Source organism: Pseudomonas sp. B16(2017) (genome assembly GCF_002113205.1).
In the GTDB taxonomy this organism is placed as follows: domain Bacteria; phylum Pseudomonadota; class Gammaproteobacteria; order Pseudomonadales; family Pseudomonadaceae; genus Aquipseudomonas; species Aquipseudomonas pharyngis.
The window spans coordinates 46,488-59,023 of the sequence record NZ_NEKA01000001.1; the positions used below are offsets into that span (position 1 = coordinate 46,488).

At 64.9% G+C, this 12,536-nt stretch carries 9 protein-coding genes; all 9 read right to left on the reverse strand.

Annotated elements, in window-relative coordinates:
- Positions 1–29: 29 nt before the first annotated feature.
- The gene (mdcH, locus tag CAG25_RS00225; protein WP_085611962.1) at positions 30–950 is read right to left on the reverse strand and encodes a malonate decarboxylase subunit epsilon; all 921 of its coding nucleotides are present in this window, start codon (positions 948–950) and stop codon (positions 30–32) included.
- Complete coding sequence (locus CAG25_RS00230) at positions 947–1,567, reverse strand: malonate decarboxylase holo-ACP synthase (protein ID WP_085611963.1); 621 nt, start codon at positions 1,565–1,567, stop codon at positions 947–949. Before CAG25_RS00230 ends, mdcH begins: the two co-directional genes overlap by 4 nt.
- Positions 1,561–2,346, reverse strand: coding sequence for a biotin-independent malonate decarboxylase subunit gamma (gene mdcE, locus CAG25_RS00235; protein ID WP_085611964.1), 786 nt, complete (start codon positions 2,344–2,346; stop codon positions 1,561–1,563). Before mdcE ends, CAG25_RS00230 begins: the two co-directional genes overlap by 7 nt.
- Positions 2,343–3,194, reverse strand: a complete 852-nt coding sequence (locus tag CAG25_RS00240) for a biotin-independent malonate decarboxylase subunit beta (protein ID WP_085611965.1) — start codon at positions 3,192–3,194, stop codon at positions 2,343–2,345. Before CAG25_RS00240 ends, mdcE begins: the two co-directional genes overlap by 4 nt.
- Positions 3,187–3,486 carry a malonate decarboxylase subunit delta gene (locus tag CAG25_RS00245; protein ID WP_003229075.1) on the reverse strand — a complete coding sequence of 100 codons (300 nt, stop codon included), beginning with the start codon at positions 3,484–3,486 and terminating at the stop codon, positions 3,187–3,189. The genes CAG25_RS00240 and CAG25_RS00245 overlap by 8 nt, the downstream gene beginning before the upstream one ends.
- The gene (locus CAG25_RS00250) at positions 3,486–4,358 is read right to left on the reverse strand and encodes a triphosphoribosyl-dephospho-CoA synthase (protein WP_085611966.1); all 873 of its coding nucleotides are present in this window, start codon (positions 4,356–4,358) and stop codon (positions 3,486–3,488) included. The genes CAG25_RS00245 and CAG25_RS00250 overlap by 1 nt, the downstream gene beginning before the upstream one ends.
- Positions 4,358–6,028: a malonate decarboxylase subunit alpha gene (gene mdcA, locus CAG25_RS00255; protein WP_085611967.1), complete on the reverse strand. Its 1,671-nt coding sequence runs from the start codon at positions 6,026–6,028 to the stop codon at positions 4,358–4,360. The genes CAG25_RS00250 and mdcA overlap by 1 nt, the downstream gene beginning before the upstream one ends.
- Before the next feature lie 99 nt (positions 6,029–6,127).
- A complete protein-coding gene (locus tag CAG25_RS00260) occupies positions 6,128–6,598 on the reverse strand; it encodes a chemotaxis protein CheW (RefSeq protein ID WP_085611968.1) in 471 nt (156 codons plus the stop codon).
- The gene (locus CAG25_RS00265; RefSeq protein ID WP_085611969.1) at positions 6,591–12,506 is read right to left on the reverse strand and encodes an Hpt domain-containing protein; all 5,916 of its coding nucleotides are present in this window, start codon (positions 12,504–12,506) and stop codon (positions 6,591–6,593) included. The genes CAG25_RS00260 and CAG25_RS00265 overlap by 8 nt, the downstream gene beginning before the upstream one ends.
- Positions 12,507–12,536 lie beyond the last annotated feature (30 nt).

Genomic DNA, 12,536 nt, shown 5'->3' on the forward strand with positions numbered 1-12,536 from the left:
TTGTTGTTCGAAGCCTGAGTCGCAGCGGTCTAGAGTCGGCGGCCCTCCTCTTCACGCAACAGCGCCTGCAAGGTGTCGAGCCGGGCACTGTCGAAGGCAGTGACAGTCCCCTGTTCGAACACCCGGCGCGCCAGCCCGGTCAGCACCGCACCGGGCGGCAGTTCGATCTGTAGACGTACGCCGCGCTCGTAGGCGCTTTGTACGGTGCCGCGCCAGTCCACCACGCGGCACATGTTGAAGGCGAGGTCGTCGCGCAGCGCTTCTACCTTGGTCACAGGCCTGGCGCGACTGCCGCTCAGGTAAGCGATGTTCGGTGTTTTCAGTTCTACCCTGGTGAACGCTTCGGCGAGGGTTTGCGCAGGCTCATCCAGCAACGGGCAGTGCGACGGCACGCTGACCGCCAGCCGTCTTGCCAGACCGGCGCCACGACTGCGCGCCAGCTCGGCGACCGCTTGCATCGCCTTGTCGCTGCCGGCAATCACCACCTGGTTATCGGCGTTGATATTGGCCAGGTACACCGGTGTTTCTGCGCCGTGCACCTGCGCCAGCAGCATTTCGACTGTGGATAATTGCAGGCCGATGATCGCGGTCATGCCGAAGCCCTGTGGATAAGCCTGCTGCATCAACTCGCCGCGCAGGCTGACCAGATGCAGCGCATCGCTGAAGCTCAACGCTCCGGCGACCACCGCTGCCGGATACGCTCCAATGGACAGGCCGGCGACGTAATCTGCGGTGAGTCCGTCCTGCAACAACTGCCGCGAGGCTGCAACGCCGGCGATCAGCAAGCAGAGCTGAACCGCCCGGGTGCTGCGCAGCGCTTCGCTGGAATCCAGCCGCAAGACATCTTCACCGAGCTCGTCGCTGGCCTCGATCAGCGTTTCCCGAGGCAAACGCTGAAGCATGCCGGGCTGTTGCGCGCCCTGGCCGGGAAACACCAGCAGGCTGCTCACGCTGCCTGCTCCTGCGGGTTCCACGGATCAGACACCAGACAGGCTTCATGGGCGTTTTTCAGCAGCACCCGCGAAGCATTCCCGGCCCATTCGCGCAGGGCGACGGCACCGAACGGCGTCTGCAATTGCAGGTCGACCCGGCAGATCGCCTGATCGAAATGCGCCACCAGTTTGCGCGCCTGGTTACGGGTAATGAGTTGCGGCGTACGCAGAATCAAGTCGAGATCGCTGCGCTCGTGCATTGCCGTAAATCCACTGGCCAGCTCAAACCCGACACTGCCACTGACACCCCAGATCCAACCGCAATCGTCGAGCACCGGCCGCAGTTGCCGCAGCGCCTGCATGACCGGAAGATCACGCGCGCTCTCGACCTGACAAAGGGCTTCCGGGCTGACCCGGCAAGCAATCGAATCGACAGACATAAACGCCGCCAGCCGCTGCTCGCGCAACCGACCGCGCACGCCCACCGCCACGAATCCGTCTTCACTCAAGGCCCGCCGCACCACCACCGGTTGCCCGCCAGCCAGCGAATCAATCGCCCACTGCGGCGCATCCGCCGGCAACTGCGCCGGCGTCATGCCCCACAGCAGGTCGTGGGCGAGAACGCTGTTCACCACTGCGCCCTCAGCAATTCACGCACGCGGCTGGAGGCTTCGCGGTTTTTCGCGCCGAGACGATTGCTCAAATCAGTCGCACCAACATCTTCGATGGCTTGCTTCAGGCATTCGCCGACCCGCGCCAGATCCTCCGCCGTCGGCTGTTCGATCTGCTGCACCGACAAGGTTTCCCAAAGCAATCCGAGGCTGGCGTAGCTGTCGATGTCATAGGCCATCGGCGGCACGCTGGACGCCAGGGCTTCCAGTTCTTCAACGCTGCGCAAGGTCACCCGCGCCGCCGACGCCTTGCCCATCGCATGCACCATCACCCCCGGATCACGCAGGGCGATCAAGCGATTGGCCTGATATCCGTGAGCGAGAAACGCCCCGGACATGGCCTTGCCCACCAGCAGCGCAATCACCGGATGCCCGGCCAGACGGGCGCGGGCATAAGCGTGCGCCGCACCCGCCAGGGCCTGATGAATGCCGAGGGCTTCTTCGCGACGACCGTAGGCCTGGCTCGGCACATCGACGATGGCGATCAAGGGGCGCTTTTGCGATTTGTCCTGGTCGGCGGTGATCGCGTCATCCACCGCCTTGGCCAGGCCCCAGCCTTCGAGCAAACCGACTTCGCCGTTGCGAGCGCGAGGGAAACGGTTTTGCGGATCGGCGACCACGGCGATAAAACGCCCGAGTGCCCCGTCGGCGACCTTCAGCGAGGGCGGTAAACCTTCAACGGCATTCGCGCCAGCGCTCAAGGCGTTGAACCAGTTCAAACCGCGCACGGAATAACCACTCATGAGCGCTCTCCTTGATACAGATCGCGAACCACCGAAGGCTCGATTTGCTTGTCAGTGTCCAGGCTCGTCAGGCGTTGCAGGAACCACTCGGCCCGTTGACTGCGCGGTTGCGCTGGCAGGCCCTGTTGCAGCAACTCGCCGACCTGCCCGCGAATCTGCGCCACGTCATCGGCGACATAGCGATCCACCAGGCCGCTGGCAAACCGTTGCTCGCCACCGGTCAGGCTCCAGATGAAGGGCCGGTCGCGGGAGTCGTATTCCTCGATCCCGGCTTCCTGCTCGATCACCTGCGGGCCGTTCAGGCCGAGGCGTGCTTCCTGGGTCACCACCAAATAGCTGCACAGCGCGGCGGCAATCGACATCCCGCCAAAGCAACCGACGCTGCCGGCCACCACGCCGACCACCGATTGGTACTGCTGCAGATTGACAATTGCCGCGTGGATATCGGCAATCGCCGCCAAGCCAAGGTTGGCCTCCTGCAAGCGCACGCCGCCGGTTTCCAGCAGCAGGATGGCGCGGGTCGGAATGCCTTTGCGGTTGTCCTCGGCGGCCAGTTCCAGCGCGCCGGCGATTTTCGCGCCGCCGACTTCACCGAGGCTACCGCCCTGAAACGCACCTTCGATGGCCGCGATCACCACCGGCAAACCGTCGAGACTGCCCTTGGCGATCACCACACCGTCATCGGCCTGGGGCACCACGCCCTGGCGTTCGAGCCACGGCGACATGACGCGTTGAAACGGGTCGAGCAGTTCGCGGAAGGTGCCGGCGTCGAGCAAGGCTTTCGCCCGCTGCCGTGCGCCGAGTTCGACGAACGAATGTTTGTGCAAAAGTGCCGAGGTGTCAGTCATGGCCGATCTCCTCGAAGCCTTGTTCCAGACGCAGGCGCACCACACCCGGGGTCGCACCGAAGTCGTGGATATCGATGGCCATCGCCGGTGGCGTGGTGCCGTCGAACATCCGCGCGAACAGATGCTGCCAGCGCTGCTGCGCACCGTTGACCGAGGTCTGCACATTGATCGTCAGCTTGCCGGCCAGGCCCGGTTCGATCAGCACTTCCAGATCGCCGGAGCCGACACAACCGACCAGCGCCCGACCGCGCGGCGGCTGCCCGGCGGGGAATTCAAAGGATAAGGTTTCCATCAAAACGCTCCCTGAAGGATGCCGTCGCGCTCGATTCGATCAAGCAACAACGTGGCGGCGAGCAAGTCGGCGGCGCCACCGGGCGAGGCATTCAATGCGATGAGTTGTTGATCGAGTTCGTGCAGGCGACGGCGACCGGTGAGGCTGGCGCTGCCGCCGACGTCAAGCACTGCCTGGGCGCCATGTTGCATGGCGTGCAGGCCCTGTTCGCCGGCGCGGTACAGCACGCAGGTGTCGGCCAGCTCAGTCATGATTGCGAGCAAGCCATCGAGCCGGGCGTTCTGTTCGCCATGGCCGGCGGCGCGGCTGCGTTTGAGCTGCGGCAGACCACGCTGCACTACGGACGGGAAGCCGAGTTGCGCTTCTTCCCGGGCGCCGCGAGCGCCATAGCGTTGGGCGACTTGGGCGCCATGGCTCAGCGGACGCGGCGCATAACGGTCATCGAGCAACGCCAGACGCGCAACGCGCAGAGTGACGGCACTGGCGCTGGTGGATTTCGTGTCCAGCGCAGCAGCCGTGACCAGCAGGCCCAACGCCCAGATTGCCCCACGATGGGTGTTAACGCCGTGGGTGGTGGTGAGCATCGCTTGCTCGCCTTCCCGGCCGATGCGGCCGATGGCTTCGCGCAGCGGTAAGCCGATCTCGCCGAATTCAAGCGCGGCCTCGGCCATTTCCTTGAACGCCGGCCACAATGCCAGCGCCGAGGCGTGCATCAATCCCAGGTGCAGGTCGGTATGCGCGCCGTTGCCGCGACGGTCGACCAGCGCCGGTTTCGGCGACAGGTCGGCTTCGTCGATCAGCGCGTCCACGGCCAGGTCCGCCAGCCGTTCCGCAAGGGTGATGGTTTTCGGTTGCAGGTTGAATGCGTGCATTACCAGCTCCTGAACTTGGCGGGCGGGTTGTAGAGGCCGCCGGACCACTCGACCAGATCGGCCACGCTTTTCGCCGCCAGCAATTCGCGGGTGGCGTCGGTGCGACGGATGCCGAGGTCTTCGGGCAAGGCAATCAGGCCTTCGCGGCGCATGCGTTCGGTGTCTTTCGGGTTGTGGCGCAGGCCGATGGCGGTGACGCCGGCCACCGCTGCGATCATCGCCTGACGCTCCTCCAGCGAACGTGCCTTGTACAGGTAGGCGATGCCTTCTTCGGTCAGCAGGTGGGTGACGTCGTCGCCGTAGATCATGATCGGCGCCAGCGGCATGCCGCTTTTCTTCGCCACCTCAACCGCGTCGAGGGTTTCGACGAAGGTCGGTTTGCCGCCCTCCTGGAAGGTCTCGACCATCTGCACCACGAGTTTCTTGCCGCGCTCGAGCATCGGCTGCTGCGAATCGTCATGGCGCATATCGAGCCAGGCCGGAGTGCCGTGACGACGGCCGCGTGGATCGTGGCCCATGTTCGGCGCGCCGCCGAAACCGGCGAGACGGCCACGGGTCACGGTGGAGGAATGGCCGTCGCCATCGACTTGCAGGGTCGCGCCGATGAACAGGTCCACCGCGTACTGCCCGGCCAGTTGGCAGAACATCCGGTTGGAACGCAGCGAGCCGTCACGGCCGGTGAAGAACACATCAGGCCGGGCGGCAATGTAGTTTTCCATGCCCAGTTCGGTGCCGAAGCAATGCACGCTTTCGACCCAGCCGCTTTCAATCGCCGGGATCAGCGTCGGGTGCGGGTTGAGCGTCCAGTTGCGACAGATCTTGCCCTTGAGGCCGAGGGATTCGCCGTAGGTCGGCAGGATCAGTTCAATGGCCGCGGTGTTGAAACCGATGCCGTGGTTCAGCGACTGCACGTTGTGTTTTTCGTAGATCCCACGGATGGCCATCATCGCCATCAGCACGTGCACTGGCTTGATGTGGCGCGGGTCGCGGGTGAACAGCGGCTCGATGTAGAACGGCTTGTCCGCCACCACCACAAAATCGACCCACGACGCGGGGATGTCCACGCGCGGCAGTTCGCTGACGTCGTCCACCAGTTGATTGACCTGGACGATGACGATGCCGTCGCTGAACGCCGCCGGTTCGATCAGCGCCGGGGTGTCTTCGGTGCTCGGGCCGGTGTAGATGTTGCCGGCCCGGTCAGCCATGAACCCGGCCGAGAGCACGACGTTGGGGATCAGGTCCACCACCAGCCGGGCGTAGAGTTCGATGTAGGTGTGGATCGCGCCGATTTCCAGCAGACCGTCTTCGAGCAACTGGCTGATGCGCAGGCTCTGGGTGCCGGCGAAGGAGAAATCGAGCTTGCGGGCGATGCCGCGTTCGAACAGGTCCAGATGCTCGGAACGGCCGACGCTGGGCATGATCATGTGCAGGTCGTGGAGCTTTTCAGGATCGGCCTTGGCCAGAGAGCGCGAGAGGAAATCCGCCTGCTTCTGGTTGTTGCCCTCCAGTACCACACGGTCGCCGGGCAGGATCAGCGCCTCAAGTGCCGCGACGATTTTGTCGGTGGGCAACACCGCACCGTCGGCCAGCCCGCGCACCTTGTCGAGGCGCCGCTGCTTCTCGTCACGCCGCCGCGTCCAGCGCGAGTCGGGGGAAAGGGTTGTTGTCATGCTCACTCCACAGGGTTCGCTGTCGTGGAGCTACCTTAGGAGTGTGATCGAGGGGCATCAATCAAGCGCGGTGGCGAACCGTTACGGTGAGCGTAACGATCAGTGAACGAGCCCCGCATCCACCAACAATTTCTCCAATGCCAACAAATCCGGCACCTTCGCCACCTGCTCCCCGACCTGCACCGCCGCCTGCTCCAGCGCACACAACGGCACGTCGACATAACTCAACTGGCTGTCGAGCTTGTACGAGCGCGGAATCCCCTGCACCAGCAGCGCGATGAACTTCAACTCCGGCCGCCCGCCCAGGGCATTGAGGATGACGATCCGTGCCCGCTCGCCGATGACGATCCTGTTGCCGCACGCCGACTCGAAACTCAGCAGCGGAATCTGCCGCTCGCGCCAGGTTACCCGCCCCAGATACCACGGCGGTGTGTCGAGATCGAAGGCGCTGGACTGGTAGTCGATCAGCTCGGCGACGGCGACGTTGGGCAGGATCAGGTTGCGATCCGCCAGCGGCAGCAGCAGCCCGGTGAGCTGGCTGCTGCGTTGGTTGTGCCGGGGTTCATGCATGTTTTTTGCTCCACAGGGCGATGCTTTCGAGCAGCACCGATTCCTGGTACGGCTTGCCGAGGTAGTCGTTGACGCCGATGGCCATCGCGCGGTCGCGGTGTTTCTGTCCGGTGCGCGAGGTGATCATGATGATCGGCAGATGCTGCAGGCGTTCATCTTGGCGTACCTGGGTCGCCACTTCGAAGCCATCCATGCGCGGCATTTCGATGTCGAGCAGCATCAGGTCCGGCATGTGCTCCTCCAGCAGCAGCATCGCATCGACCCCGTCCTTGGCGGTCAGCACGTTCATGCCGTGGCGTTCGAGCAGACGGCTGGTGACCTTGCGCACCGTCACCGAGTCGTCGACCACCATCACCAGCAACGGCTTGTGCGGTTCGCTCTCGATGTCGTGACTGGCCGGGCGCTGCGGCAACCGCGCCTGCATCGCGCGGATCGGCGCCAGCAGGTCGAGAATCAGCACCACCCGGCCATCGCCGAGGATTGTCGCCCCGGACACGCCCTGCACCGAGGCAAACTGCGGGCCGAGGCTCTTGACCACGATCTCGCGGGTGCCGGCCATCGTGTCGACCTGCACCGCGATGTACCGGTCGTTGCACTGCACGAGCAAGACCGGCACCGGCAGGCTCTGGCCGGACAGTTTCGGCCGTGGCGCGGTTTTCAGCAGCTCGCCCAGATAGCACAGTTCATAACGCTGGCCGCCGTACTGATAAGTCGGCGGGTCGAGACGGAAATGCCCGTCGAGTTCATTCGGCAGTACGCGGACGATGCCGTCGATGGTGTCCAGCGGAATCGCGTATTGATCTTCGCCGCACTGCACCATCAGCGCACGGTTGACCGAGACGGTGAACGGCAGGCGAATGCGAAAATGCACGCCCTGCCCCGGCACCGAATCGATGCTCATGGTGCCGCCCAGTTGCCGCACTTCTTCATGCACCACATCCATGCCCACGCCGCGCCCGGAAATCTGGGTGATTTTCTCGGCCGTGGAAAAACCTGGCTGGAGGATGAACTGCAACACCTCGCGGTCGCTGATCTCGGCGTCCGGCGCCAGCAGGCCGCGCTTGATCGCCTTGCGCCGCACGGCATCCAGCGGCACGCCGGCACCATCGTCGCGGATGTCGAACACGATGTCGCCGCCCTCGCGGGACAGGTCGAGGCTGATCTGCCCCTGCGCCGGTTTGCCCGCCGCCAGCCGGACTTCGGCGGACTCCAGGCCATGGTCGACGGCATTGCGCAGCATGTGTTCCAGCGGTGCCGCCATGCGCTCGAGGACGTTGCGGTCCATCTCGCCTTCGGCGTTGCCGACGCTGAACGCCACGTCCTTGCCCAGCTCTTCGGCGACCTGGCGCACGATGCGTTTCAGACGCGGCAACATGCGCTCGAACGGCACCATGCGCGTGCGCATCAGGCCTTCCTGCAACTCGGTGTTGATCCGCCCCTGCTGCTGCAACAGGTTCTCCGCGTCGTGGGTGCGCCGGTCGAGGGTTTCCTTCAAGTCCAGCAAGTCGGAAGCAGACTCGAACAGCGCCCGTGACAGCTGCTGCAACTGCGAATGGCGGTCCATTTCCAGCGGGTCGAAATCTTCGTAACCGAGGCGTTCGGCATCCACTTGCTGACGGCTGAGGATCCGCCCCTGGGTTTCGGTGTCGAGCCGGCGCAACTGGTCGCGCATGCGCTCGATGGTGGTTTCCATTTCGTGCAGGGCGGTCTGCGCATCGTTGACTTGCTGCTCGATGCGCCCACGGAAAATCGAGGTTTCGCCAGCGAGGTTGACCAGCTCGTCGAGCAGTTCGGCGGAGACCTTGACCATGTCCGCCCCGGTCTCGGGCGCCGGGGCCGCAGGCTCGGCCTTGACCGCAACCGGCGGCACGGGCGCCGGGGTTTGCACCAGCACGGGATGGCTGAAATTCTGGATCGCGCTGATCAGCCGGTCCGCCGGCGGACACGGCTGACCGGCGCGCACCCCGTCGAGCATCTGCGCCAAGCGGTCATGGCCGCGCTGCAACAGCGCGAACAGTTCGGCGCTGCCCTGCAGGGTGCCGGCAGACAGGCTTTCGTAGAGGTTTTCCAGCTCATGAGCAAGGTCGCCGATCGGGCCGATTTCCACCATCCGCGCACCGCCCTTGAGGGTGTGCAGATCGCGCAGCAGGGTTTCCACTTCCTGGCGATTGCCGGGTTCGGCCTGCCAGCGCAGCAACGCGGCGCCGGAGTTTTCGATGATGTCGAAACCTTCCTCGAGGAAGATCTCCAGCAGCTCCGGATCGTGTCCGGGGCCGTCCTGTGTGGCGGAAGCGGTCGGCGTCTCAGAACTGGCGCTCGGGCCCTGGCGAAAGCGGCGGATCGCCTCGATCAGGTCCTGCGCCGGATCCAGCGGCTGGTGCCGGTGCAACTGTTCGAGGAACAGCGCCAGGCGCTCGTGGCTCTGGCGCAGCAATCGATCCAGAGCTTCGCTGTGGCTGTACCGACGATCCACCAGCCCTTGGTAAAGGCCTTCCAGCTCATGGGCCAGATCGCCGACCGCTGCCACCTCGGCCATCCGCGCGCCGCCCTTGAGCGTGTGCAAATCCCGTTGCAGCGACGACAGCGGTGCGCCGTTTTCCGGATCCTTCAGCCAGCGCTGCAAGGCTTGGCCGGCGCTGTCGAGAATGTCCACCGCCTCTTCGAGGAAGATCTCGACGATCTCGTCGTCCGGCCCGCTGTCGGTGCTGTGTTGTTGCAGTTCGGCGGTGGCGCTGCCCAGTTCGCGGATGCTCGTGGTGCGGCTGCCATCGCTGCGGATCAGGCCCATGGCCGACGGGTCGAGTCTCTCGTCGAGCAGTTCGTGCAAGGCGCGGATGCGTTGCGGTTGCGGGGTGATTTCCTGGCCGGCGGCCAGTTCGTCGAGCATGTTGATCAGCGCTTCATGGGCCTGCTGCGCCTCATGGAAAAACCGCTCGCTGACCGCCAGGCTGCTTTCCTCGACGGCGCCGTATAGATCGAGCAAGGCTTCACACAGCACATCCACCGGCAGCAGATCCGCCAGGTGCGCGCCCTCGCCCAGGGTGGTCAGCTCATCGAGCAGCGCGCTGAGTTCCTGACGTTCGCCGGGGTGCTGCTGCCAGCGCTGCAAGAGGCTTTCGGCGTCGAGCAGGATGTCCATGCCCTGGGCCAGGAAGTTGTTGATCAGTTGCGGATCGCGCTTGACCCGCACCGCACTGCTCGGGGCATTGAGGATCGATTCCAGACGCTCGCCGAGCAGGGTTTCGGTGCGTTTGATCAGCGACTGCGCGCCGACAATCGGCGCCAGCGGATCGTGTTTGAGCTGACGCAGACCGACGCGGAACAGGCCCTCGGCTTCGAGCAGCAGTTCCACTTCGTCGAGGTCCAGCGCCAACTGATGGGCCTTGAATTCCCGGGCCAGTTTATCCAGCGGCGCCGCCAGTTCGGCAATCGGTGACACCCCCGCCATCGAGGCGCTGCCCTTGAGGGTGTGCAGCGCGCGCTGCAACTCGTCGCTGGCCTGCAACGGCACATGCTCGGCAGCCTGATCGAGAAAACGATTGAGGCTGGCGAGGTGGGTTTCGGCTTCGTTGCGGAAAATCTCCAGCAACAGCGGATCGAGGGCCGTGACATCTTCCACGTCTTCGGCCGGCAGCGGTGTGTCACCCTTGGCCAGCGCATGGGCGCGGGCCGCCAGTTGATCGACATCGTGGCGCTGGCGCTGGCCGTTGGTGGCGAATTCGGCGATCAGGTCCGGCAACAGCAGCAGCGTGTCGGCCAACAACTGGCGCACCGCGGGGCCGGGTTCGACGCTGTGTTCCAGCACCCGGTTGAGCAGATTTTCCACCGCCCAGGCCAGCTCGCCGAGGACCAGCGCGCGCACCATCCGGCCGCTGCCCTTCAGCGTATGGAAGCCGCGGCGCAGCTCACTGAGGGCGGCGCGGTCATCGGGCTCGGCAGACCAGCGCGGCAGGTAGTCGCTCAGCACCTCGAGCACTTCCCCGGTTTCTTCGAGGAACACTTCGCGCAGCTCGTCATCCACCGGTTCTTCATCGGCCGGTGGTGGCAGCAGGCTGCCCGGCGTGGTCAGCGCCGGCGGGTTGACCGCCGAGACCGGGCTGGCCAGCACTTCGGCCAACGACTGCACGATCTGCGGGTCGTCCAGCTCCTGCAAATCCTGCATCACCAGCGCTTCGCTGGGGCTGAGCACATCGTCGAGCACCGGCACATGCGGCTCGCCGGGCTGTTCGTCAGGAAAAAAACCGAGACTGGCGAGGCTTTTCTGCGCGATATCCAGCAAGTGTTCGCTGGGTGCCTGCGGGTCGTCGGTCAGGCGCTCGAGGTAATACTCGAGGCTAGTGATGGCGTCGGCGAGGCTGTCGAGTTGCTGCCAGCCCGGCTCGTGCGGGTCGAGCAACAGGTGCTCGCGGATAAATCCGTTACAGGCTTCGAGCAGGCTGGCCGCGCGCGCCAGCGGAATCATCGCCAGCGCTCCGCGCACCTGGGTCAGCAGCGCCGGCAGGCTTTGCAGTTGCTGGCGATCCCAGTCGGCGTCGATGTAGTCGACGATCATGTCCTTGGCCTGTTGCAGACAGATGCGCGCTTCCTTGATCACGATCTGATGAATCTGCGTCAGGTCGGTGGTCGGCAGCCGCGAGTCATCCGGGCTCTCCGGCTCCACCGTACCGACCATCCCGGCCAGCGTCGCCTCGACGTAGAGCAAGGCGCCGGCGACGTCCATCAGCGTGGCGTCGTTCGGTTCGCGCTGGCCCTGCGCGAGGCTGAGCACCACCGCCAGTTGATCGATGATCACCTTGCGCGGCTGGCCGAAACCGAGCACCGCCAGGGTGTCGGCGATCTGCCGCAGCGGCGCCAGCAGGCTGTCCAGGTCCGAGGCGTGCTGGCGGTCGCTGCGCACGAACAGGTCGAGGCGTTCCTTGACCCGCACCAGTTCTTCGCACAGCGCCGCGAGCACCGAGCGCATGGCATCGCGGTCAGGGCCGGCCAGGCGCGCGCGTTCTTCGTCGACCATCGCGCTGTCGGGCAGCGCGTCGTCCAGGGAGTAGCGATCTTTCATGGTCAGCATCTGCCCGGTGGGGTGTTCGGCTTTGGCGATATAAAACAGCAGGCTTTTCAGCAGTTCAGGCGGTGGCGGCTGGTTGAGGCCGGGCATGCCCTGTTCGAGCAGGCGCTTGAATTCCTTGTCGGCGTCCTTGAACAGGCTGCGCAGCGCCGGGCTGTTGGCGATCCGCCCTTCACGCATGCCTTCGACCAGCGCCGAGGCGACTTGCCACAACGGGCTCAGCGGCGAGTTACCGCTCAACGCTTCGAGGCGGGTGAAGACCTTGGCCAGATAACCGAGGTGCGTCTGGTCATCCTGTTCGCGGAGCAATCCGACCAGCGCCATTTGCAGCATCTGGCGCAATTTGCGCAGCACATTCGGCAGCTCTGCCGGCTCCAGCAGCGCCAGGGTTTCCTCGCCCAAAGACGCAAGTTCAGGCAACTGCGGGCTGAACAGGCTGGTTTCCGACAACAGGCTTTCACCCCGGGCGCTGCGCAAGTCGTTGATCAGCGGCAGCACCACCAGTGGCAGGTCGCGGCGGGCGCCCTGCACGCGGTCGAGGTAGATCGGCAATTGACCCAGCGCCTGCAACAGCAAGTGCAGCGCTTCGTCACGGTGGCTGACGCGGTCGTTCTGCAACGCTTCGACCAGGTGTTCCATTTCTTCGGCGAGCAATGCCGCGCCGTAGAACTCGACCATCTGCAGGCTGCCGTGCACCTGATGGATGCAGGCCAGGCATTCGTCCAGCCCGGGCACGGACTGCGGATCGTCGAGCACGGCTTCGATGGCCTGATGCGCCTGCCTCAGCGTCTCGGCGATTTCACCCTTGACCCATTCGAGGGCCACGTAATCGTGCCGGTCACCCATAACCACTCCGCTCGACATTGCCTCGCCCGC

Excerpts from the sequence above, each read along its gene's own strand:
- mdcE (WP_085611964.1), bottom strand. The coding sequence starts at position 2,346 with ATGAGTGGTTATTCCGTGCGCGGTTTGAACTGGTTCAACGCCTTGAGC.
- CAG25_RS00240 (WP_085611965.1), bottom strand. The coding sequence starts at position 3,194 with ATGACTGACACCTCGGCACTTTTGCACAAACATTCGTTCGTCGAACTC.
- CAG25_RS00245 (WP_003229075.1), bottom strand. The coding sequence starts at position 3,486 with ATGGAAACCTTATCCTTTGAATTCCCCGCCGGGCAGCCGCCGCGCGGT.
- CAG25_RS00250 (WP_085611966.1), bottom strand. The coding sequence starts at position 4,358 with ATGCACGCATTCAACCTGCAACCGAAAACCATCACCCTTGCGGAACGG.
- mdcA (WP_085611967.1), bottom strand. The coding sequence starts at position 6,028 with ATGACAACAACCCTTTCCCCCGACTCGCGCTGGACGCGGCGGCGTGAC.
- CAG25_RS00260 (WP_085611968.1), bottom strand. The coding sequence starts at position 6,598 with ATGCATGAACCCCGGCACAACCAACGCAGCAGCCAGCTCACCGGGCTG.
- CAG25_RS00265 (WP_085611969.1), bottom strand. The coding sequence starts at position 12,506 with ATGGGTGACCGGCACGATTACGTGGCCCTCGAATGGGTCAAGGGTGAA.